At 59.5% G+C, this 22571-nt stretch carries 22 protein-coding genes and 2 tRNA genes; 13 read left to right on the forward strand and 11 right to left on the reverse strand.

The genetic code is table 11. The features are described 5' to 3' along the window. Window positions 1–115: 115 nt before the first annotated feature. Window positions 116–1177: a DNA polymerase IV gene (dinB, locus tag ACIGDJ_RS18500; protein WP_312995784.1), complete on the reverse strand. Its 1062-nt coding sequence runs from the start codon at window positions 1175–1177 to the stop codon at window positions 116–118. Between the two features lie 278 nt (window positions 1178–1455). Between dinB and ACIGDJ_RS18505 the strand changes: the two genes are divergently transcribed. The 4 genes from ACIGDJ_RS18505 (at window position 1456) to ACIGDJ_RS18520 (ending at window position 6039) form a co-directional block, all read left to right on the forward strand. Further along, window positions 1456–1532, forward strand: a tRNA-Met gene (locus ACIGDJ_RS18505). A 218-nt stretch (window positions 1533–1750) separates the two neighbouring features. Then, window positions 1751–1827, forward strand: a tRNA-Met gene (locus tag ACIGDJ_RS18510). 277 nt (window positions 1828–2104) lie between these two features. After that, window positions 2105–4744, forward strand: coding sequence for a bifunctional lysylphosphatidylglycerol flippase/synthetase MprF (mprF, locus tag ACIGDJ_RS18515; protein ID WP_397479830.1), 2640 nt, complete (start codon window positions 2105–2107; stop codon window positions 4742–4744). Continuing rightward, window positions 4744–6039 carry a virulence factor family protein gene (locus tag ACIGDJ_RS18520; RefSeq protein ID WP_101157981.1) on the forward strand — a complete coding sequence of 432 codons (1296 nt, stop codon included), beginning with the start codon at window positions 4744–4746 and terminating at the stop codon, window positions 6037–6039. Before mprF ends, ACIGDJ_RS18520 begins: the two co-directional genes overlap by 1 nt. A 281-nt stretch (window positions 6040–6320) precedes the next feature. Here the strand turns inward: ACIGDJ_RS18520 and ACIGDJ_RS18525 are convergent, their stop codons facing one another. The 3 genes from ACIGDJ_RS18525 to ACIGDJ_RS18535 form a co-directional block, all read right to left on the reverse strand. Next, complete coding sequence (locus tag ACIGDJ_RS18525) at window positions 6321–6608, reverse strand: type II toxin-antitoxin system RelE/ParE family toxin (protein ID WP_312995773.1); 288 nt, start codon at window positions 6606–6608, stop codon at window positions 6321–6323. An 11-nt stretch (window positions 6609–6619) separates the two neighbouring features. Then, window positions 6620–6910, reverse strand: a complete 291-nt coding sequence (locus ACIGDJ_RS18530) for a type II toxin-antitoxin system Phd/YefM family antitoxin (protein WP_312995770.1) — start codon at window positions 6908–6910, stop codon at window positions 6620–6622. 176 nt (window positions 6911–7086) lie between these two features. Then, window positions 7087–8928, reverse strand: coding sequence for a potassium transporter Kup (locus tag ACIGDJ_RS18535; RefSeq protein WP_371918375.1), 1842 nt, complete (start codon window positions 8926–8928; stop codon window positions 7087–7089). Between the two features lie 508 nt (window positions 8929–9436). Here ACIGDJ_RS18535 and rimO point away from each other — a divergent pair. The 6 genes from rimO (at window position 9437) to tsaA (ending at window position 14620) form a co-directional block, all read left to right on the forward strand. Continuing rightward, window positions 9437–10774, forward strand: a complete 1338-nt coding sequence (gene rimO, locus ACIGDJ_RS18540) for a 30S ribosomal protein S12 methylthiotransferase RimO (RefSeq protein WP_025110809.1) — start codon at window positions 9437–9439, stop codon at window positions 10772–10774. 217 nt (window positions 10775–10991) lie between these two features. Further along, on the forward strand, window positions 10992–11465 hold the full coding sequence (locus tag ACIGDJ_RS18545) for a GNAT family N-acetyltransferase (protein WP_312995763.1): 474 nt from the start codon (window positions 10992–10994) through the stop codon (window positions 11463–11465). 192 nt (window positions 11466–11657) lie between these two features. Further along, entirely contained in the window at window positions 11658–12368 is a 711-nt protein-coding gene (locus tag ACIGDJ_RS18550; protein ID WP_397479832.1) for an rRNA pseudouridine synthase, read from the forward strand. 70 nt (window positions 12369–12438) lie between these two features. Next, window positions 12439–12909: a DUF1456 family protein gene (locus ACIGDJ_RS18555; protein ID WP_101157969.1), complete on the forward strand. Its 471-nt coding sequence runs from the start codon at window positions 12439–12441 to the stop codon at window positions 12907–12909. A 129-nt stretch (window positions 12910–13038) separates the two neighbouring features. Then, window positions 13039–13809 carry an SDR family oxidoreductase gene (locus ACIGDJ_RS18560; RefSeq protein ID WP_101157967.1) on the forward strand — a complete coding sequence of 257 codons (771 nt, stop codon included), beginning with the start codon at window positions 13039–13041 and terminating at the stop codon, window positions 13807–13809. Window positions 13810–13921: 112 nt separating this feature from the next. After that, on the forward strand, window positions 13922–14620 hold the full coding sequence (gene tsaA / locus ACIGDJ_RS18565) for a tRNA (N6-threonylcarbamoyladenosine(37)-N6)-methyltransferase TrmO (protein WP_397479833.1): 699 nt from the start codon (window positions 13922–13924) through the stop codon (window positions 14618–14620). A 182-nt stretch (window positions 14621–14802) separates the two neighbouring features. Here the strand turns inward: tsaA and fpr are convergent, their stop codons facing one another. Further along, window positions 14803–15582, reverse strand: coding sequence for a ferredoxin-NADP reductase (gene fpr / locus ACIGDJ_RS18570; protein WP_007908723.1), 780 nt, complete (start codon window positions 15580–15582; stop codon window positions 14803–14805). 132 nt (window positions 15583–15714) lie between these two features. On the opposite strand from fpr, the gene ACIGDJ_RS18575 reads away from it, so the two are divergent. Then, window positions 15715–16641: a LysR family transcriptional regulator gene (locus ACIGDJ_RS18575; RefSeq protein ID WP_397479835.1), complete on the forward strand. Its 927-nt coding sequence runs from the start codon at window positions 15715–15717 to the stop codon at window positions 16639–16641. Here ACIGDJ_RS18575 and ACIGDJ_RS18580 read toward each other — a convergent pair. The 3 genes from ACIGDJ_RS18580 to ACIGDJ_RS18590 all read right to left on the reverse strand — a co-directional run bounded on the left by ACIGDJ_RS18580 (window position 16638) and on the right by ACIGDJ_RS18590 (window position 18698). Then, window positions 16638–17000: a diacylglycerol kinase gene (locus tag ACIGDJ_RS18580; protein ID WP_090282071.1), complete on the reverse strand. Its 363-nt coding sequence runs from the start codon at window positions 16998–17000 to the stop codon at window positions 16638–16640. The genes ACIGDJ_RS18575 and ACIGDJ_RS18580 overlap by 4 nt on opposite strands. Window positions 17001–17074: 74 nt before the next feature. Then, window positions 17075–17725, reverse strand: a complete 651-nt coding sequence (gene erdR / locus ACIGDJ_RS18585; RefSeq protein ID WP_064393119.1) for a response regulator transcription factor ErdR — start codon at window positions 17723–17725, stop codon at window positions 17075–17077. A gap of 226 nt (window positions 17726–17951) precedes the next feature. Next, window positions 17952–18698, reverse strand: a complete 747-nt coding sequence (locus ACIGDJ_RS18590; RefSeq protein ID WP_101157961.1) for a tRNA-uridine aminocarboxypropyltransferase — start codon at window positions 18696–18698, stop codon at window positions 17952–17954. A gap of 189 nt (window positions 18699–18887) precedes the next feature. On the opposite strand from ACIGDJ_RS18590, the gene ACIGDJ_RS18595 reads away from it, so the two are divergent. After that, window positions 18888–19313, forward strand: coding sequence for a PA3611 family quorum-sensing-regulated virulence factor (locus ACIGDJ_RS18595; protein ID WP_007908738.1), 426 nt, complete (start codon window positions 18888–18890; stop codon window positions 19311–19313). Here ACIGDJ_RS18595 and ACIGDJ_RS18600 read toward each other — a convergent pair whose 3' ends face one another. Beyond that, on the reverse strand, window positions 19314–19511 hold the full coding sequence (locus tag ACIGDJ_RS18600) for a hypothetical protein (RefSeq protein WP_101157958.1): 198 nt from the start codon (window positions 19509–19511) through the stop codon (window positions 19314–19316). 341 nt (window positions 19512–19852) lie between these two features. Between ACIGDJ_RS18600 and ACIGDJ_RS18605 the strand changes: the two genes are divergently transcribed. Then, entirely contained in the window at window positions 19853–20968 is a 1116-nt protein-coding gene (locus tag ACIGDJ_RS18605) for a TIGR00730 family Rossman fold protein (protein ID WP_312995734.1), read from the forward strand. A 59-nt stretch (window positions 20969–21027) separates the two neighbouring features. Here ACIGDJ_RS18605 and recX read toward each other — a convergent pair whose 3' ends face one another. Together recX and recA are read right to left on the reverse strand one after the other, a co-directional pair. Then, complete coding sequence (recX, locus tag ACIGDJ_RS18610) at window positions 21028–21498, reverse strand: recombination regulator RecX (protein WP_312995731.1); 471 nt, start codon at window positions 21496–21498, stop codon at window positions 21028–21030. 8 nt (window positions 21499–21506) lie between these two features. Beyond that, a complete protein-coding gene (recA, locus tag ACIGDJ_RS18615) occupies window positions 21507–22565 on the reverse strand; it encodes a recombinase RecA (RefSeq protein ID WP_397504585.1) in 1059 nt (352 codons plus the stop codon). Window positions 22566–22571: the final 6 nt, after the last annotated feature.

Consider the following 22571-nt stretch of genomic DNA (forward strand, 5'->3'; position numbering starts at 1 on the left):
CTTCTAGCACCGCGGACTCGCAGCTTGCCATCCACCCCTCTCACCCTAGAGTTTATTCCTAGATCAAGACACAAGCGGGCTTGCTCGCGAAGACGTCACCAGCGTTGCCACTGCACTACCGCTCAAACAACTCCATCTGCTCAAACCCGCCGCGTAAATCCTCCAGTCTGACCCCAACTCCCAACAACCGCACCGGTTTGCCGCCACGATTGAACGCCTGCGTCAGCATCAACTGATAACTGCCCAGATCGCGCCCCGCCCCGGCCTGCTCCAGTGTGGTCTGGGTGAAATCATGAAATTTGACTTTGACGAAAGGCTTGCCCGGGCGATAACTGCTGTCGATCCGCGCCATGCGGGTTTTCAGGGTGTCGAGCAGCTCAGGCAACTTGTCGAGGCAGCTGCGCAAATCCGGCAGGTCTACGTCGTAGGTGTTTTCCACGCTGATCGACTGGCGCCGACTGTCGTTGTGCACCGGTCGGTCATCGATTCCACGGGCGAGATTCCACAAGCGTTCGCCGAAACTGCCAAATTCGCGCACCAGCGCCAGCCTGCCCCACTCGCGCAGGTGCTGGCAGTCAACGATGCCGAGCTTGCCGAGTTTGTCGGCGGTGACCTTGCCGACGCCGTGCAGCTTGCTCACGGGCAAACCGCTGACGAAATCCTCGACCTGATCCGGGGTGATCACAAACAAGCCGTTGGGTTTCTTCCAGTCGCTGGCGATCTTCGCCAGAAACTTGTTTGGCGCAACGCCAGCCGAGACGGTGATGTGCAGTTGATTGGAGACGCGACGGCGGATGTCCTGGGCGATACGCGTGGCGCTGCCGCCGAAATGCGCGCTGTCGGACACATCCAGGTAAGCCTCGTCGAGCGACAGCGGCTCGATCAGATCGGTGTAATCGGCAAAGATCGTATGAATTTCTTTCGAAGCTTCGCGATAAGCGTCCATGCGCGGCTTGACGATGGTCAGATCCGGGCACAATTTCAAGGCGTGCCCCGAGGCCATCGCCGAGCGCACCCCATAGGCGCGCGCCTCATAATTGCAGGTGGCAATCACCCCGCGCCGATCGGCTGAACCACCCACTGCCAATGGCTTGCCGGCCAGACGCGGGTCATCGCGCATTTCGATGGCGGCATAGAAACAGTCACAGTCGATGTGGATGATTTTTCGCTGAGTCATGTCGGAAAAAGAAACGTGGCAAGCCGGAGCGGCAGTATCTCATTGGCACCTGTATATAGCACCAGTGGTTGAATGTTCTTTTCCGACCGCAGGAACATCTACGCTGAATATATTTTTTCAATCAAGGATCAGCGGCCAATAGAGCTGAGAGCCTTGCGCCGCCTGCCTTGTGCGTCGATAACCGGGCTGGAAAAACGCTAAGCGCTTGAACCTCAACAGATTTATTCATTTCGAAGGTTGACACACTCGTGAACCTCTGTAGAATGCCGCCACACAGACGCGGGATGGAGCAGTCTGGTAGCTCGTCGGGCTCATAACCCGAAGGTCGTCGGTTCAAATCCGGCTCCCGCAACCAAACATCAAAAAAGGCTACTCGAAAGAGTGGCCTTTTTTGTGCGCGTCTGTCTTGTACCGACAACGGGCAGACCAGGTGAAGCAAGCGCAGGATTTCTTTGCATTTGCGAAACTTAACGCACGCCTGCGACCGTTTGCCGCGATTTCGCACTTATTTGGCCCATTGCAGGATTAGCGGTTGACAGCTCGCCGTTCGCCTGTAGAATGCCGCCACACAGACGCGGGATGGAGCAGTCTGGTAGCTCGTCGGGCTCATAACCCGAAGGTCGTCGGTTCAAATCCGGCTCCCGCAACCAAACATCAGAAAAGGCTACTCGAAAGAGTGGCCTTTTTTGTATCTGTGGAAAAAGTCCTTTCGCAACAATGACCTGTCATCGTGCAGTGAACCGTCCAGGATCTCAGTACCGCCGAGTTGCGACTGTGCTTGAGTCGCGAACACGACGCCTGTAATCCACGACTGCCCTCGCCCACACCCGGTGAGAGGCGTAATATTTTGTGATTATTTTTTTCTACAGGGATTGGTAACTTGGCTGGATACCTCCATCCTGTCGCGCACAATCCAAGAGGTGATTGATGCGCGCCAACTCGTCTGATCCACAAGACTCCGTTACAGCAGAACAACCGATCAAACCCGAGCGCCTGCGCTGGCTGGATCGGTTAAGCAAATACCGTCAGCCGATCGGTCTGGCGGTGACGTTGCTGCTGTTTGCCATTGCCCTGATTGCTTGCCGCCATCTGCTCGCCGAGCTTGATCTCGACGCGTTGCATGACTCGATTCTCGACGTGCCCAAACCGGCCCTGCTTGGCGCCATCGGCGCGACCGTGGTCGGTTTCATCATTTTGCTCGGCTATGAATGGTCGGCCAGCCGCTACGCCGGCGTGACACTGGCGCCGCGCACGCTCGCCCTCGGCGGCTTCACCGCGTTTGCGATCGGCAATGCGATTGGCCTGTCACTGCTGTCCGGCGGCTCGGTACGTTATCGTTTATATGCGCGATTGGGCGTCAGTGCGTCGGAGGTCGCGCACATGACCCTGTTCGCCAGCCTGTCGCTGGGCTGCGCCTTGCCGCCGCTGGCCGCGCTGGCCACCCTGAGCAACCTGCCTGCCGCCTCGCAAGCGCTGGGACTGTCCGAAGTCCTGCTCGGCTCGGTCGCCGCTGCCGTACTCATCCTCGGCGCTGTGCTGGTGATCGGCATCTATCGCCGCCGTCTGCCGGAACAACCCTACCCCGACAATTTGCTGGTTCGCGCCGGTCGCCGCACATTGCGCCTGCCGGGTCGGCGCCTGACCTTCCTGCAACTGGTGATCACTGCTCTCGACGTCGCGGCTGCCGCCACCGTTCTTTATTTGTTGCTGCCGGAAGCGCCGCCGTTTGCGCCGTTCCTGCTGGTGTATCTGTTGGCCTTGGCGGCGGGTGTGCTCAGTCATGTGCCGGGCGGCGTTGGCGTGTTCGAAGCGATTCTGCTCGCTGCGTTCGCCGACAAGCTCGGCGCCGCGCCATTGGCCGCGGCCCTGCTGCTGTATCGCCTGATTTACGTGGTGCTGCCGCTGCTGGTCGCTTGCGTATTGCTGCTGATCAACGAAGGCCAGCGCCTGTTTCAAACACAGACCATGCGCGCTGCATCCGGTCTGGCGGCGCCGATTCTGGCGGTGCTGGTATTCCTGTCTGGCGTGGTGCTGCTGTTTTCCGGCGCCACCCCAGAGATCGATACGCGCCTGGAGCACATTGGTTTTCTGATCCCGCATCGCCTGGTCGACGCCTCGCACTTCGGCGCCAGCCTGATTGGCGTGCTCTGCCTGTTGCTGGCCCAAGGCCTGCGCCGGCGCCTGTCGGCGGCGTGGATGCTGACCACTATTCTCTTGCTGGTTGGTGCCCTGCTCTCGCTGCTCAAAGGCTTCGACTGGGAAGAAGCCACGCTGATGACGCTGACGGCCGCGCTGCTCGGCGTGTTCCGCCGCTCCTTCTATCGCCCGAGCCGGTTGACCGAGCTACCGTTTTCGCCGCTGTATCTGGTTGCCAGCCTTTGCGTGCTGGGTGCTTCAGCCTGGCTATTGCTGTTCGCCTATCAGGACGTGCCCTACAGCCATCAACTATGGTGGCAGTTCACCCTCGACGCTGACGCTCCGCGTGGCCTGCGCTCGCTGCTCGGCGCTGCGGTGTTGCTGCTGGTGATCTCGCTGACGTGGCTGCTGCGTACCGCGCGCCCGGTGATTCATTTGCCGACGCCGGACGAACTCGACCGCGCGGCAAAAATTCTCATGGCGTCATCGCAACCCGATGGTGGCCTCGCACTGACCGGTGACAAGGCGTTGCTGTTTCACCCCAACGACGAGGCGTTCCTGATGTACGCCCGCCGTGGCCGCAGTCTGGTGGCGCTGTATGACCCGATCGGGCCGAGCCAGCAACGTGCGGAAATGATCTGGCAGTTCCGCGACCTCTGCGACATCCACCACACTCGCCCGGTTTTCTATCAAGTACGCGCGGAGAACCTGCCGTACTACATGGACATCGGCCTGACTGCGATCAAGCTCGGCGAAGAAGCCCGGGTCGATCTGCAGCGCTTCGACCTGGAAGCGAAGGGCAAGGAGATGAAGGATCTGCGCTACACCTGGAACCGTGGCACCCGCGACGGTCTGTCGCTGGAAATCCATGAGCCGGGTCAGGCGCCGATGGAGGAGCTGAAGGTCATTTCCGATGCCTGGCTGACCGGCAAGAACGTGCGCGAGAAAGGCTTCTCCCTCGGCCGCTTCAGCGACGATTACCTCAAGCATTTCCGCATTGCAGTAATTCGCTTCGAAGGCCGCCCGGTGGCGTTCGCCAATCTGCTCGAGACCTACAGCCACGATCTGGCCAGTCTCGACCTGATGCGCGCGCACCCGGAAGCGCCGAAGCTGACCATGGAATTCATGATGGTCGGCCTGATTCAACATTATAAGAGTCACGGATACGCGCGCTTCAGCCTGGGCATGGTGCCGTTGTCGGGGTTGCAACCCCGGCGCGGCGCACCGCTGACCCAGCGGCTGGGCTCGATGGTGTTCCGCCGTGGTGAGCAGTTGTACAACTTCCAAGGCTTGCGCCGCTTCAAAGACAAGTTCCAGCCTGACTGGGAACCCCGTTATATGGCCGTGCCCGCCGGACTCGATCCGCTCGTGGCGCTGGCCGATACTGCTGCCCTGATCGCGGGCGGCTTGACTGGATTGGTGAAACGCTGATGATTCAACGCTCCCTGAAGTACATCCTGGCCGCCCTGCTGGTGCTGGCCGTGATTGCCGGCGGCGGTTTCTGGTACCTCAAACGCCCGGCACCGGAACCGACCGTCGAACAGCTCAAACCCGCCGATGGCGCGGCCATGACCCGCGTGATCTCGGGCAGCAAGCCGAAAGCCCAGGTGCTGGTAGCCGTCACCGACGAACAGAAGCTCACCGAGAAGCAGCTGACCACCCTCAGCCGCAGCGCCTCGGCGCAGATTGTTCAGGTGATTCTGCCCAAGGACTGCCTGCTGCAAAGCCGCGCCCTGCAATCGGGCCTGCGTGAACTGAACGGCCCGGCCACTCTGGTCAGCGGCATCGGCCCAGGCGCTGTGCTGGCATGGCGCTGGCTGGCGGAACAGAAAGACGACAAGGCCCAGGCCATCTCCGTCGATCTGGCCCTGGAAAAACCCGGCTGCACCCACCTGCTGCCGAAATCCGCCGCCCACGGCCACTGGCTGGTGGCGTGGAACGACAACCCGGACGACGCCAGCGCAGGTTTCGTGCGCGATCAACCCAACGCCGAAACCAGCATCAGCGACTACGACATCAACCTGCCGCAAGTGCTGAACAACGAACTGCGCAAAATCCTCGTCGGTGGCGACAAGGCCAACGGCGGTCTGGCGATCCCGGTGGTTGAAGTGCCGGCCGGTCAGGCCAACGACACCGTGACGCTGTTCCTCTCCGGCGACGGCGGCTGGCGCGACCTCGACCGCGACGTGGCCGGGGAAATGGCCAAAATCGGCTACCCGGTGGTCGGCATCGACACCCTGCGCTACTACTGGCAGCACAAGAGCCCGGAACAAAGCGCACTCGACCTCACCGAACTGATGCAGCACTACCGGCAGAAATGGGGCACCAAGCGCTTCATTCTTACGGGCTACTCGTTCGGCGCTGACGTGCTCCCGGCGATCTACAACCGCCTGCCAGAGAACGAACAGCAGCGCGTCGACGCGATCATCCTGCTCGCGTTTGCCCGCACCGGCAGCTTCGAAATCGAAGTCGAAGGCTGGCTCGGTAACGCCGGCAAAGAAGCCGCCACCGGCCCGGAAATGGCCAAGCTGCCAGCGGCCAAGGTTGTGTGCATCTATGGCGAAGAGGAAACCGACGAGAGTGGTTGCACGGACAAGACTGCGGTGGGTGAGCCGGTAAAACTGCCCGGCGGCCATCACTTCGACGAGAACTACCCGGCGCTGGCCAAGCGCTTGGTGGAGCTGATTCAGAAGCGCCAGAGCAAGGATTCGGTGGCTGAAGAGTGATCTGAAGCGCATCCACAAAAAGCCCCCGCAACTTCACGGTTGCGGGGGCTTTTTACATCTCGGTCGCCACCAGAATCCACTATGGGAGCGAGCCTGCTCGCTCCCACAGGGGAATTGCGCTGGATTCAGCGGTTTTGTGGCAAGGCTCGTAAATTTCTTGACTCGTCAGGAAGCTAAGATCACCAAATGTCCACATTCATTCTCAAGAAGCGCACGCACAAAAAAGCCCCCGCTAGCTGAAAGCCGACGGGAGCTATCCTTTCAATGAATGATGCACTTGATCAAACTCGACGCTCGGCGGCGCCATAAACCTCTGCATCCCGTCGTACCCCAACTGCGACGATCAACACCTGAATCGCTCTGCCATTGACCCGATAAACGATGCGCGTGTCACCCGTGCGAATCCTCCGACATCCTGCAAGGCTAGCTCTTAGGGGCTTGCCAGATTTATCCGGCTCACCATTAACAATGCGCTCTTCAATTACATCAAGAATCCGGTTGGCCGCCGCAGATCCCAATTGATCCAGATCCCCTTGGACTTCCGGATGATAAATCACTCCCCAAACCATCCAGCACTCCCTTAGTCCTTCTTGGCATACCTGGCCCGCATATCGTCATGACTGACGGCCTGGGCCGGATCGAAATTGATCAATCGCTCCCGGGCTGCCGCTTCGATGCGCAGGTTCTCGAGCTCATCCAGCATCTCTTGATAGGCCTGCACATTGATGATGACCGCTGCTGGTTGATTGTCTTTGAAGATGACCAAGCGCTCAGTCGCACGACTGGATATCTCCTTGAGCTTCGCACTGAAGCTCCTGACCATGGCAGTGACGGAAATTGCCTGGTCAGCGCGCTCTAATAATGCCGTCATAACTACCTCTCACTCGCTTGCTGCTGGGCACAATAATGCACAGAGTATTGCGTTGAATTAAACACAGTGCAACTGGTTGTTTCCAGCCACCGACCGAATAACCGGTAGACCAGACATCCACAAAAAAGCCCCCGCCAACCACTAGGCCGACGAGGGCTTTTCATTTGAGGTGAAAGCTACATCTCCACCTGCGTCCCCAACTCAATCACCCGGTTCAACGGCAGATTAAAGAACCGCAAATTGCCATTGGCATTCTTCAACATGAACGCAAACAGCGCCTCACGCCAACGCGCCATGCCCTCAAGTTTCGAAGCAATCACCGTTTCCCGGCTGAGGAAGTAGGTGGTGCGCATCGGGCTGAAGTCCAGATCATCCAGATGACAAAGTTTCAGCGCCTGCGGCACGTCCGGCTCGTCGGTGAAGCCGAAGTGCAGGATCACCCGGAAAAAACCTTCACCATGGGCTTCGACCTCGAAGCGCCGCGATGGCGGCACACGCGGGATGTCTTCGTAGACCACCGTCAGCAACACCACCTGCTCATGCAGCACCTGGTTATGCAGCAGGTTGTGCAACAACGCATGCGGCACGGCGTCGGAACGAGCGGTGAGGAACACGGCGGTGCCCTGTACGCGATGCGGCGGTTGTACGCGGATGCTGCTGATGAAGATCGGCAGCGGCAATGCGCCTTCGTCGAGGCGTTCGACCAGCAGTTGTTTACCGCGCTTCCAGGTGGTCATCAGCACGAACAGGGCGATACCGGCGATCACCGGGAAGGCGCCGCCCTGGACGATCTTCGGCACGTTGGCGGCGAAGTACAAGCCATCCACCAGCAGGAAGCCGAGCAGCACCGGCACCGCGAGGATCGGTGGCCACTTCCACAGCAGCAGCATGACCGCCGACACCAGAATGGTCGTCATCAACATGGTGCCGGTCACTGCGACGCCATAGGCCGAGGCCAGTGCACCGGAGGATTCGAAGCCCAGCACCAACAGCACCACGCCGACCATCAGCGCCCAGTTCACCGCGCCGATGTAGATCTGGCCCTGCTCGTCGCTGGAGGTGTGCTGAATGTACATGCGCGGGATGTAGCCGAGCTGGATCGCCTGACGGGTCAGAGAGAACGCGCCGGAAATCACCGCTTGCGAGGCGATCACCGTGGCCAGGGTCGACAGGCCGACCAGCGGAATCAGCGCCCAGCTCGGCGCCAGCAAATAGAACGGGTTGCGCGCGGCGTCAGGGTTATCCAGCAGCAAGGCGCCCTGGCCGAAATAGTTCAGCACCAGCGCCGGCAGCACCAGCAGGAACCAGGCGCGGGCGATCGGCTTGCGGCCGAAGTGGCCCATGTCGGCGTACAGCGCTTCCGCGCCAGTGAGCGCCAGCACTACCGCGCCGAGGATCGCGACGCCCATGCCCGGGTGCACGACAAAAAAATTCACCGCCCACATCGGGTTCAGTGCGTGCAGCACTTCCGGCGTGTGGCTGATGCCATACACACCGAGGGCGCCAAGGACGAGAAACCAGGTGACCATGATCGGACCGAAGAGGATGCCGATCCGCGCGGTTCCGTGGCGCTGGATCAGAAACAGCGCGACCAGCACCACCAAAGACAGCGGCACCACCCAGTGATCGATGCCTTCAAACGCCAGACCCAGACCTTCAATCGCCGATAATACCGAGATCGCCGGGGTGATCATGCTGTCGCCGTAAAACAGCGCCGCGCCGATCAGGCCGCAGACCACCAGCAACGAGCGCAACTTGCGTCGATGCCCCGCCGCTCGTCGTGCCAGCGCTGTGAGGGCCATGATCCCGCCTTCGCCCTGGTTGTCCGCGCGCAGGACGAACATCATGTATTTGATCGAGACCACCCAGATCAGCGACCAGAAGATCAACGACAGAATGCCGAGCACACCGTCGTGATTGACCGGCACGCCGTATCCGCCGGAAAACACTTCTTTGAGTGTGTACAACGGGCTCGTGCCGATGTCGCCGTAAACCACCCCGACCGCCGCGACCAGCATGCTCAGCGGTCTGCTCGCCGAACCTTCGGCGCCCGCCGCATGACTACTTGCCTGACCCATCCAACACTCCTGATCTCAATACCGGCTTCTTCGAATGAAGCACTATGCTTTGTGGTGCAGCATGCGCTGTTTTACCTGTTGTTACAGACGAATGATTGACTGCACAAAATCGGTAAAGCTCAACGGCGCGAAGCATAGCGCAGCACTCGTCGTATTTCCCCGTATAAAGCTGGTCAAGTGCGTTGCCCGCCGCTAGAATTGCGCACTTTTTGATCAGAGGCGCACGAAACGTCCTGTCTCGCGAATCACTGCTGCTTTTTTACGGTGCCTGTTGTCGCCATGCTGCGTTGCCGCTTCTCGCCATAGCGCGCTATGACTCGGCGCGGCGCCTTGCCTGACGACAACAGTCACTCGTCAAAAAACAGCGGATTCACGAGACAGGACGTAAAGCGCCCATCCGTCCGCTGCCGCGCGTGGCCAGCGACGTCACAAAACACCGAGGTTAGACATGTCCACCACTCCTGCGCCGGCCAATCCAAAGGTTGGCTTCGTATCTCTGGGTTGCCCGAAAGCACTGGTCGACTCCGAGCGCATCCTGACCCAGCTGCGCATGGAAGGCTATGACGTGGTGTCCACCTATCAGGACGCCGACGTCGTGGTGGTTAACACCTGCGGTTTCATCGATTCGGCCAAGGCTGAGTCGCTGGAAGTGATCGGTGAAGCGATCAAGGAAAACGGCAAGGTCATCGTCACTGGCTGCATGGGCGTGGAAGAAGGCAACATCCGCGACGTACACCCAAGCGTGCTCGCCGTGACCGGCCCGCAGCAGTACGAGCAAGTGGTCAACGCCGTGCACGAAGTGGTGCCGCCGCGTCAGGATCACAACCCGCTGATCGACCTGGTGCCGCCGCAAGGCATCAAGCTGACCCCGCGCCACTACGCGTATTTGAAGATTTCCGAAGGCTGCAACCACAGCTGCTCGTTCTGCATCATCCCGTCGATGCGCGGCAAACTGGTCAGCCGTCCGGTTGGCGATGTGCTCGACGAAGCCCAGCGCCTGGTCAAATCCGGCGTTAAAGAGCTGTTGGTGATCTCGCAAGACACCAGCGCTTACGGCGTTGATGTGAAATACCGCACCGGTTTCTGGAACGGCGCGCCAGTGAAAACCCGCATGACCGAGCTGTGCGAAGCGCTGAGCACCCTCGGCGTCTGGGTCCGTCTGCATTACGTTTATCCATACCCGCACGTTGACGAGCTGATCCCGCTGATGGCCGCCGGCAAGATCCTGCCGTACCTGGACATCCCGTTCCAGCACGCCAGCCCCAAAGTGCTGAAGTCGATGAAACGCCCGGCGTTCGAAGACAAGACCCTGGCGCGCATCAAGAACTGGCGCGAGATCTGCCCGGACCTGATCATCCGTTCGACCTTCATCGTCGGCTTCCCGGGCGAAACCGAAGAAGACTTCCAGTACCTGCTGAACTGGCTGACCGAAGCCCAGCTCGACCGCGTCGGCTGCTTCCAGTATTCGCCGGTTGAAGGCGCACCGGCCAATGATCTGGATCTGGAAGTAGTACCGGACGACGTCAAACAGGATCGTTGGGAGCGCTTCATGGCGCACCAGCAGGCGATCAGCTCGGCACGCCTGCAAATGCGCATTGGTCGTGAGATCGAGGTGCTGGTGGATGAAGTCGACGAGCAAGGCGCGGTTGGCCGTTGCTTCTTCGATGCACCGGAAATCGACGGTAACGTGTTTATCGACAACGGTAGCAACCTGAAGCCGGGCGACAAGGTCTGGTGCAAGGTGACTGACGCCGATGAATACGATTTGTGGGCTGAGCAGATCTAAGCACCACGCAAAACCTGTGGGAGCGGGCTTGCTCGCGAAAGCGGTGAGTCAGTCAGTGAAGATGTCGGCTGATGTGACGCATTCGCGAGCAAGCCCGCTCACACAAGGGACAATGCAGAATTCCAAAGCCTCGCTCTTTTTCAGGATGCGGGGCTTTTTTGCGGCTATCGTTTAGCGGGGGACGGACTCCCTTCAATTGCACAAGAGGCACACGCACATGCGTCAGCATTCGGTCATCCACACACCGAAAATCAGTGATTACGAAGAACTGACCCAGGTCTGGGAGGCCTCGGTTCGTGCTACTCATCAATTCCTGCCGGACAGCTACATCGAGCTGCTGCGCAATCTGGTGCTCACCCGTTATCTCGACGCGGTGATGCTGATCTGTACCAAAGATGCCCAGCAGCGCATTACCGGGTTTGCCGGGGTAGCGGCGGGAAAGATTGAAATGCTGTTTATTGACCCCAGCCATCGCGGTCAAGGCCTCGGCAAGCAGTTGCTCCGATATTCGATCGAACGGCTGAACGCCGACGAACTCGACGTCAACGAACAGAACCCGCAGGCACTGGGGTTTTATGAGAAACAGGGATTCGAAGTGATCGGCCGCTCCGAGGTCGATGGCATGGGCCAGCCGTATCCGTTGTTGCACATGCGGTTGCGGCAGTCACTGCAACGCTCAAGCAACGGCTGACACAGCACAAAACAAACTGTGGGAGCGGGCTTGCCCGCGAAAGCGGTGCATCAGTCACTGCAAATATTGACTGACAGGACGCCTTCGCGGGCAAGCCCGCTCCCGCATTGAATACAGCGCCTGCAAATGGAACCGGGCTTAACCGCTTCCACACAGGTACAATGCCCACCCCTTTTTTGTTACGGCCCCGTCATGACTGACCCGATTCGCCTCTCCAAACGCCTCATTGAACTGGTCGGTTGCTCCCGCCGGGAGGCCGAGCTGTTCATCGAGGGCGGCTGGGTCACCGTGGACGGCGAAGTCATTGATGAGCCGCAATTCAAGGTCGGCGAGCAGAAGGTAGAGCTCGACAAGGACGCCAAGGCCACCGCACCTGAGCCGGTGACCATCCTGCTCAACGCGCCCGCCGGCATGGATGTCGACAGCGCCATGCAGTCGCTCAGCGCCGAAACCCTCAGCCAAGAGCACCGTTTCAGCAAGCGCCCTTTGCGCGGGCACTTCCTGCGCCTGACTGCCAGCGCTGACCTGCAGCCCAAGGCCAGTGGGCTGCTGGTGTTCACCCAGGACTGGAAGATCCTGCGCAAGCTCAGCGCCGACGCGGCGAAGATCGAGCAGGAATACATCGTTGAAGTCGAAGGTGAGATGGCTGCCCACGGCCTCAATCGTTTGCAGCACGGCCTGACTTACAAGGGCAAAGAGCTGCCGCCGGTCAAAGCCAGCTGGCAGAACGAAAACCGTCTGCGCTTCGCCATGAAAAACCCGCAGCCGGGAATCATCGCGCAGTTCTGCGAAGCGGTCGGCCTGAAGGTCATCGGCATTCGCCGCATCCGCATCGGCGGCGTGTCGATCGGCAAGGTCCCGGTCGGCCAATGGCGCTACCTGTCCGGCAAAGAGAAGTTCTGACACTTGCACTGCCGCCATACATTTCGGCAGCGTTTGCGAGCGCTGCCCACCACGCATCAGGAATACCGACATGGTTCATAACGACGTACTGCGCAGCGTGCGCTACATGCTCGACATCAGCGACAAGAAAGTCGTCGAGATCATCAAACTCGGCGGCATGGACGTAGCGCTCGCTGACGTGGTGACCTGGCTCGACAAAAAGGAAGAGGACGAAGAAGGTTTCGTGCGCTGCCCGGACGAAGTCATCGCACACTTCCTCGATGGCCTGGTGATCTTCAAACGCGGCAAGGATGAAAGCCGTCCGCCGCAGCCAATCGAAGTGCCGGTAACCAACAACATCATTCTGAAAAAGCTGCGCGTGGCCTTCGAACTGAAAGAAGACGACATGCACGCAATCCTCAAGGCTGCCGAGTTTCCGGTGTCCAAGCCTGAGCTGAGCGCGCTGTTCCGCAAGGTCGGACACACCAACTATCGCCCGTGTGGCGACCAGTTGCTGCGTAACTTCCTCAAGGGCCTGACCCTGCGCGTCCGCCCTGCCTGATGCCCTTGTGCGGCGGCCACTGATGGTCGCCGCCGCTGCGCATGACCGCTTATTCCCTGCAAAAATAATGGCTCCGCTTTTCGCGGCTGACGACTAGGGTGTACTGACCCCTAATCTTCAGGACTCGCCATGCATCCCTACTTTTCCCTGCAAGGCCGCACCGCTCTGGTGACCGGCGGCACCCGTGGTATCGGCAAAATGATCGCCAAGGCGTTCGTCGAGGCCGGCGCCCATGTTTATGTGTGCTCGCGCGACGTTGAAGCCTGCCATCAAACCGCTGTAGAACTTGGCACGCTGGGCACTTGTCACGGCGTGGCGGCGAATCTGGCCACCGAGGACGGTGTGCGGGAATTGGCTGCGCGCCTGGGTGAGCAGATCACTCATCTGGATATTCTGGTGAACAACGCCGGCACCACGTGGGGTGCGCCGCTGGAGAGCTATCCGGTCAAAGGCTGGGAAAAGGTCATGCAGCTCAACGTGACCTCGGTGTTCAGCTGCATTCAGCAGTTCCTGCCGCTGCTGCGCAAGGCTGGCTCGGCGGCGAATCCGGCGCGGATCATCAATATCGGTTCGGTGGCGGGCATTTCTTCGTTTGGCGAGCAGGCGTATGCCTATGGGCCGAGCAAAGCGGCGTTGCATCAGTTGTCGCGGATTCTCGCGCGGGAACTGGTGAGCCAGCACATCAACGTCAACGTGATTGCACCGGGGCGCTTTCCGAGCAAGATGACGCAACACATTGGTAACGATGAGCAGGCGCTGGCCGAGGACACCGCACTGATCCCGATGAAACGCTGGGGGCGCGAGGAAGAGATGGCAGCGCTGGCGATCAGTCTGGCGAGTACCGCTGGGGCTTACATGACCGGGAATATCATTCCGTTGGATGGTGGGTTCAGTCTGTAGGTGGGCGGTGCGGCATGTGCGAGCCTGCTCGCGAAGAGGCCAGCCCTGTCACCACCAGACTTGAAGCGAGCCGGGTTATCATGCCCGCCCTACCCCGATTCGATTCCAGACCATGACTTACAGCGTCTCCCCCATCGGCTTCGTGCGCTCCTGTTTCAAGGAGAAGTTCGCCATCCCCCGCCAGCCACAACTGGCCTCGGCCGCCCGTGGCGTGCTGGAACTGGTCGCGCCGTTTGATCAGGGTGACGCCGTGCAGGGGCTGGAGCAGGTCAGCCACATCTGGCTGTTGTTCCTGTTTCATCAGGCGCTCGAAGAAAAACCGCGCTTGAAGGTGCGCCCGCCTCGGCTGGGCGGCAACAAATCGATGGGCGTGTTCGCCACCCGCGCCACGCACCGCCCCAACGGCATTGGCCAATCGGTGGTGAAGCTCGACAGGGTAGAAGCCAATCGACTGTTTATCTCCGGGATCGATCTGCTCGACGGCACGCCTGTGGTGGATATCAAACCCTATGTTCCGTATGCCGACATCATCCCTGGGGCGACCAATGACATCGCCAACGCCGCGCCGCAATTGATCGACGTGCAGTGGGCAGAGTCGGCCTTGAAACAAGCGCACACCCACGCTCAGCGGCTCGATGAGCCGTTGGTTGAGCTGATCGAGCAGTGTCTGGCGCAGGATCCGCGCCCGGCCTACCAGACGCCGGCACCGGAACGTGAATACGGCGCGCAGTTCTGGGATCTGGACGTGCGCTGGCATTATCCGACGCCCGAGCAGATCCGCGTGCTGGAAGTCATCCCGGCCGGGGATTGATGCTCACGGTCGATGTAGGAGCTGCCGAAGGCTGCGATCTGTTGATCTTGCTTTTTAAGATCAAGATCAAAAGATCGCAGCCTTCGGCAGCTCCTACAGGAGATTGTCGTAAGCATGGGGAAATGTGTCGGGCATAAAAAAGCCCCCATTGCCTGCAAGGCAATGGGGGCTCTCTGTGGCGCTTACTTCTCGACGAACGCACGCTCGATCAGGTAATCACCCGGCTCGCGCATCCGCGCCGAGATCTTCAGGCCGAAGCTGTCGAGCACTTCGCTGGTCTCGTCGAGCATGCTCGGGCTGCCGCAGATCATCGCGCGGTCGTCCTGCGGGTTGATCGGTGGCAGGCCGATGTCGCTGAACAACTTGCCGCTGCGCATCAGATCGGTGAGACGGCCCTGATTCTCGAACGGCTCGCGGGTCACGGTCGGGTAGTAGATCAGCTTGTCACGCAGCGCTTCGCCGAAGAACTCGTTCTGCGGCAGGTGCTCGGTGATGAATTCGCGATAGGCGACTTCGTTGACGTAGCGCACGCCGTGAACCAGGATCACTTTTTCAAAGCGCTCGTAGGTTTCCGGGTCCTGAATCACGCTCATGAATGGCGCCAGGCCGGTACCGGTGCTCAGCAGATACAAGTGCTTGCCCGGGTTCAAGTCATCAAGGACCAGGGTGCCGGTAGGCTTTTTCGAGATGATGATCTCGTCGCCTTCCTTCAGGTGCTGCAGCTGGGAGGTCAGCGGGCCGTCCTGCACCTTGATGCTGAAGAATTCCAGATGCTCTTCCCAGTTCGGGCTGGCGATCGAGTAAGCGCGCATAAGCGGGCGGCCGTTGGGTTGTTGCAGGCCGATCATCACGAACTGACCGTTCTCGAAGCGCAGGCCCGGATCGCGGGTGCACTTGAAGCTGAACAGAGTGTCGTTCCAGTGATGAACACTGAGGACACGCTCGTGGTTCATGTTGCTCATGTACGTTTGACTCCTGGAGATTGGTCTGCGCGGCTCATTGAGGCTTAACGTGCGCAATTGCATCGCATTCTAATAGCGACGACAATATCTGTTAACTGGATTATTAAGATAAGGGTTATCGGTTATATCGATATGCGATTTACTCTCCGTCAACTGCAAGTTTTCGTCGCCGTCGCCCAGCAGGAAAGCGTATCCCGTGCTGCGGGTCTGCTCAACCTCTCGCAGTCGGCGGCCAGCACGTCGATCACCGAACTCGAGCGCCAGTCCAGCTGCCAGCTGTTTGATCGCGCCGGCAAACGCCTGAGCCTCAACGCCCTCGGCAAACAACTGTTGCCGCAAGCGGTGGCCCTGCTCGATCAGGCCAAGGAAATCGAAGACCTGCTCAACGGCAAATCCGGTTTCGGCTCTCTATCAGTGGGGGCGACGCTGACCATTGGCAACTATCTGGCCACCCTGCTGATCGGCAGCTTCATGCAGTTGCATCCGGAAAGCCAGGTCAAACTTCATGTGCAGAACACTGCCAATATCGTGCAACAAGTGGCGCACTACGAAATTGATCTGGGTCTGATTGAAGGCGATTGCAGCCACCCTGACATCGAAGTGCAGAGTTGGGTCGAGGATGAGCTGGTGGTGTTCTGCGCGCCGCAGCATCCGTTGGCCAAACGCGGCAGCGCGACGATGGAGGAGCTGACCCACGAGGCGTGGATTCTGCGCGAACAAGGCTCTGGAACACGCCTGACCTTCGATCAAGCCATGCGCCACCATCGCAGCGCGCTGAACATTCGTCTGGAGCTTGAGCACACCGAAGCGATCAAACGCGCAGTGGAATCAGGCTTGGGGATTGGCTGCATTTCGCGGCTGGCGCTGCGCGATGCCTTCCGGCGTGGCAGCCTGGTGCCGGTGGAGACGCCAGATCTGGACTTGGCGCGGCAGTTCTACTTCATCTGGCATAAACAGAAATATCAGACCTCGGCCATGCGCGAGTTTCTCGATCTCTGCCGCGCCTTCACCGCCGGGGTGCAGCGCAGCGACGAGATCGTCTTGCCGACCATCGCTTAAAGCAGAATCACCGCCCACACCAGCGCAATCATGCTCAACGCCACAAACTGCGCAGCGCTGCCCATGTCCTTGGCGTTCTTCGACAGCGGGTGCAATTCCAGCGAGATGCGGTCAATGGCCGCTTCCACTGCGGAGTTGAGCAGTTCGACAATCAGCGCCAGCAAGCAGACTGCGATCAACACTGCCTGCTCGACACGGCTGACATTGAGGAAGAATGTCAGTGGAACCAGCACCACGTTGAGCAGCACCAATTGGCGGAACGCCGCTTCGCCGGTGAAGGCTGCGCGCAGGCCATCGAGCGAATAGCCGGACGCGTTGAGGATGCGTTTCAGGCCGGTCTGGCCCTTGAAAGGTGACATAAGAAAGAGACCAGCCAAAAAGGAGTGGGGAAGCTAGATCAACGAAAGTCAAAAAAGCGTGAAACCGCCAGCGTTCACTGGCTCGGAATTGACTCAAGTTGTTGCAGCAGTAAAGCCGCTTGCGTGCGAGTGCGCACGTTCAATTTACGAAAAATAGCGGTGACGTGGGCTTTGATGGTCGCTTCCGACACGCTCAACTCATAGGCAATCTGCTTGTTCAGCAGGCCTTCGCAGACCATGGTCAGCACGCGGAACTGTTGTGGGGTCAGGCTGGCGAGCCCGTCGCTGGCGGCTTTGGCTTCATCGGAAACGGCGACCGCTTCGAAGGCTTGCGGCGGCCAGAACACATCGCCATCGAGCACTTTGCGCACGGCCTGCTGAATCACGCTGAGGTCGCTGGACTTGGGAATAAAACCACTGGCACCGAACTCGCGGGATTTGACCATTACCGACGCTTCTTCCTGCGCCGAGACCATCACCACCGGAATCTGCGGGTACTGTCCGCGCAGCAGCACCAAGCCGGAAAAGCCGTAAGCGCCGGGCATGTTCAGGTCCAGCAGGACCAGGTCCCAGTCAGCCTTTTCAGTGAGGCGGGTTTCCAGTTCCGCGATGCTCGCCACTTCCACCAGGCGTACATCCGGGCCAAGGCCCAGGGTCACCGCTTGGTGCAGGGCGCTGCGAAACAGGGGGTGATCATCGGCAATCAGGATGTCGTATGTGGCCATTTTTCAAATGATCCTGTTTTTTGATGGCAGACGCGGTGCATTCCGGTCTGGCCAAAGCAACTCAAGATGTCGCTTTTTGAAGCGATATCCACAGGGGCACGTTCAACGCCAATCAACAGCAAACACGGCGTTTCAAACCTTGGCCGCACCCTAATCGGCGCCCAGCATGCCCAGCGAAGCCGGGGTGGTCAAGCAGCGCGGCCGCTGGCTCGTACAGTATGGGCCACTATTGCGCCAACTCCGGCTGCGGCTTTCGTATATAGGGCAACAACTCGGTGTGCGCCGGAGTCGATTCGTTCATGTCCAGTTGCTGCTTGGCACCGAGGTAATGCTGGCTGAACACATCAAAATAAGCATCCAGCGCCGAAGCGGCAGCGCTGTCACCGGCCAGTTCGAGGCACAACGCCGCGACTTCTGCGGTGCACAGGTGCTCGCTGCGGGTCGACCGGCGCAGGCGATACCGCGAGAGTTTGTCGGGCAACAGGCTGAGGATCGGCAAACATTCGAAATATGGACTTTTGCGGAAAATCTTGCGCGCCTCGGTCCAGGTCGCATCGAGCAAAATGAACAGCGGGCGCTTGCTGCTATCGACAGAGACGGTGTTGGTCACCCGAGACGGCTCGACGTATTCACCGGGAAACACCAGGTACGGCTGCCATTGCGGATCGTTGAGCAGTGCAAGCATCTGCGGGTCGGGCTCTGTGCGCGACCAGATAAACGCATGGTTGTCGCGCACCACGTCGGCAATCAGCCAACCGGTGTTGCTTGGCTTGAACACTTCCTTGCCAGTCATGATCAGGCACACGCCGGAGCGGGTGTCGACGCTCGGCCGCCACGCGCACAGGCAATGGCTGATAATGACCCGGCAATCGCGGCAACGCTCGGAGCGAAAGCCGCGCGCCTGAATCGGCTTGATGCCCTCGTCCTCGCGCTGATCACGCAGGCGGGCCACGGCGTTAGGGGCATGGTTCATCGCAGGCAACACCGGCAGACAGGGAAACTCGACACGAATGACACTCGGCAGGGCAATAAAGGCCGGCAGTTTACCAGAGCGACGGCCACAAGCCTGTACCGTCCAGACCGGCTCCCCTATAATTCGCCGCCACTGAACGCACCGCCCCGTGACGGGTCGAACCACCAGTCACTGAATCAGGAGAGTTTCATGCTGCGCCTTATCGTTCCCACCGCTGCCATTCTGCTGGCGTCGTCCTTTACCGCTCAGGCTGCGTCCCTGAGTGAGCAGAATCTGAACAGAGAGCTGCGCAACGTCGCCGCCCAAAGCAGCGTCGGCACGCCACGGGCGATCAATGAAGACATTCTTGATCAAGGCTACACCGTCGAAGGCACGCAACTGATCAACCATCTGAGCGTGCAAAAGAGCCACGCCGACAAGATGCGCGCCGATCCCAAGGCTGTGTATTTCCAGTTGGGTGCGTCGGTCTGCAACAACCCGTCGTATCGCAAGCTGATGGCCAAGGGCGCGATCATGCGTTACGACTTCACCGAAGTGAAAACCAACAAGGCCATCGGCTCGGCCAGCTATCAGGAATCCGATTGCCCGAAAGCCGCGCCAGCGAAGAAGAAGTAATCAGCGCGAAGCGTTAGCGCGCCGCTGCTCATCCTCGGCGCGCAATTCGGCGACCAGAGCCTGCAAATAGCGCGAGCGACGCTCGCCGCCCGCCAATCGTCGGCAGCACTCTTGCTCAAGGCTCAATTGATGAGCCTTGGCCGACTCTTGCAACATTCGATACAGCTGCGTATCGATTTCCAGAACCACTCTGGCCATGCATCCCGCCTCCTTGCCACCACGAATCCTTGAGTTGCCTTTGCCTTGCGCCAATGCAAGGTTGTCTTGCGACATCTGTATTTGAGTAAATCAGACTGATGGCCCTACGCGACACGTTCAGACGAGCGGCGAGGCTTTGGCGCAGATTGGTGAGCAGTTGCCAGGCAAAACGTTACAACGCACTGTTCAAGTCAGCGCGAATGCGTGCGAGGGTCTAGATTGAGAATATTCCCGACCATTCGTTAACGGCAGAAAATGGAGCTGCCGGCCCGTGTTTTTTTGCAGTGCGGCCCTGACGCTGTTTGTCAGGGCTACCCGCTCTGTACAGAAGGAGACGTTGAATGCCTTATCAACCGAATGACCTCTTGAGCCGTCATTTTCAGGAAAGTGGCGACCTCATCACTCAGGTCGAGGCCCAGCTCGACCATGTTTCCCCCAATAGCCCAAACCTTCCCATCTACCGCGACATGATCCTGACCGTGCTGCGCATGGCCCAGGAAGACCACAACCGCTGGAACGCCAAGATCACCTTGCAAGCCCTGCGTGAACTGGAGCAGGCGTTCCGTGTGCTTGAGCAATTCAGGGGGCGGCGCAAAGTCACCGTGTTTGGCTCAGCGCGTACGCCAGTGGAACATCCGCTGTACGCGATGGCCCGCGAGCTCGGCGCAGCCCTGACGCGTGCAGAGATGATGGTCATCACCGGCGCCGGCGGCGGCATCATGGCCGCCGCCCACGAAGGAGCCGGGCGTGATCACAGTCTCGGTTTCAACATTACCCTGCCCTTCGAACAACATGCCAACCCCACCGTCGACGGCACCGACAATCTCTTGCCCTTCCACTTTTTCTTCACCCGCAAACTGTTCTTCGTCAAAGAGGCAGACGCGTTGGTGCTGTGCCCGGGCGGGTTTGGCACCCTTGATGAAGCGCTGGAAGTGCTGACGCTGATTCAGACTGGCAAAAGTCCTCTGGTGCCGGTGGTGCTGCTGGATGTTCCGGGCGGTACCTTCTGGCAGGGCGCGCTAGACTTCATCCGCAATCAGCTGGAAGAAAACCGCTACATCCTGCCGACCGATTTGAAGCTGATGCGACTGGTCTACAGCGTTGAAGAAGCGGTGGAAGAGATCAATCATTTTTACAGCAACTTCCACTCCAGCCGCTGGCTCAAGCGCCAATTTGTACTTCGCATGAACCACAAGCTCAGCGAACACGCAATGGCGCAGATGCAGGAGGAATTTGCCGATCTGTGCCTGAGCGACCAGTTCCATCAACATGCCTACAGTGGTGAAGAACACGACGATCCACAGTTCAGCCACTTGGCACGGCTGGCGTTTGCCTTCAACGGCCGCACCCATGGTCGTCTGAGAGAGTTGGTGGACTTCATCAACCTGCCGGAAAACTGGGCCGATTCAAAACCGCCCACTGCACAGCGCTCCCGCGAACCTTCCAGCGTGATCTGAAAGTAAAAAAAACGGCCCGCTATTTTAAAAAAATAGCGGGCCGTTTTTATTGAAGCGGTTTAATCGTCCATCCCTCGACCGCTGAACAAGCGGTTGATCATCTCCATCGAGAACCCCCGATACGCCAGAAACCTGCCTTGCCTGGCCCGTTCTTTCGCATCAATCGGTAAATGCCCGGAGAACTTGCGTTGCCACGTCTCCTGAAGCTGCGCCTGCCAATTGATACCGCTTTCGCGCAGGGCGATTTCGATATCGGCACGTTGCAAGCCCCGCTGGCTGAGTTCCTCACGAATCCGCAACGGGCCATAGCCGGAACGGGCTCGGTAGGAAACAAAGCTTTCAAGATAGCGGGCTTCGCAAAGCAGCCCCTCTTCCGTCAGACGGTCGAGGGCTGTCTCGATCAGTTCCGCTTCGGCGCCGCGCTGACGTAATTTACGTGTCAACTCGACTCGACCATGCTCACGACGTGCGAGCAGGTCCATGGCGGTTCGCCGCACCGCGACGAGGGTATCCAGTACGGCGGTGGTCATCGCTGGTATCAGAGGTCAGCGTCGGCCAGGTCGTCTTCGGTCTCTTTGACCGACGAGGCCTTGGAGTCCGCAATCACCGCTGGCGACAGCAGCTTGTCACGCAGCTGCTTCTCGAGCTTCGCGGCGATTTCCGGGTTGTCCGCCAGGAACTTGGCCGAGTTGGCCTTGCCCTGACCGATCTTGGTGCCTTCGTAGGCGTACCAGGCGCCGGATTTCTCAACGAAACCGTGCAGCACACCCAGGTCGATCATCTCGCCGTTGAGGTAGATGCCCTTGCCGTAAAGAATCTGGAACTCGGCCTGACGGAACGGCGAAGCCACCTTGTTCTTCACAACCTTGACGCGGGTTTCACTGCCGACCACTTCGTCGCCTTCCTTGACCGCGCCGGTACGGCGGATGTCGAGACGAACCGAGGCGTAGTACTTCAGCGCGTTACCACCGGTGGTGGTTTCCGGGCTGCCGAACATCACGCCGATCTTCATACGGATCTGGTTGATGAAGATCACCAGGCAATTGGCGTTCTTGATGTTGCCGGTGATTTTACGCAGCGCCTGAGACATCAGACGTGCTTGCAGGCCGACGTGCATGTCGCCCATCTCACCTTCGATTTCAGCCTTGGGTACCAGTGCCGCCACGGAGTCGACGATGATCACGTCAACGGCGTTGGAGCGCACCAGCATGTCGGTGATTTCCAGGGCCTGTTCGCCAGTGTCCGGCTGGGAAACCAGCAGATCGTCAACGTTGACGCCCAGCTTGCCAGCGTACTCTGGATCGAGGGCGTGTTCGGCGTCGACGAATGCGCAGGTCGCGCCGGCTTTTTGCGCCTGGGCGATGACCGACAGTGTCAGTGTGGTTTTACCGGAAGATTCAGGACCGTAGATTTCAACGATACGGCCTTTTGGCAGACCGCCGATGCCGAGCGCGATGTCCAGACCCAGAGAGCCAGTAGAGATGGCCGGGATCGCCTGACGGTCCTGATCGCCCATACGCATTACGGCACCCTTGCCGATTTGTCGTTCGATCTGACCCAGGGCCGCAGCCAAGGCTTTCTTCTTGTTGTCGTCCATTTAAGT

Source organism: Pseudomonas sp. NPDC079367, assembly GCF_044542195.1.
Lineage (GTDB): Bacteria > Pseudomonadota > Gammaproteobacteria > Pseudomonadales > Pseudomonadaceae > Aquipseudomonas.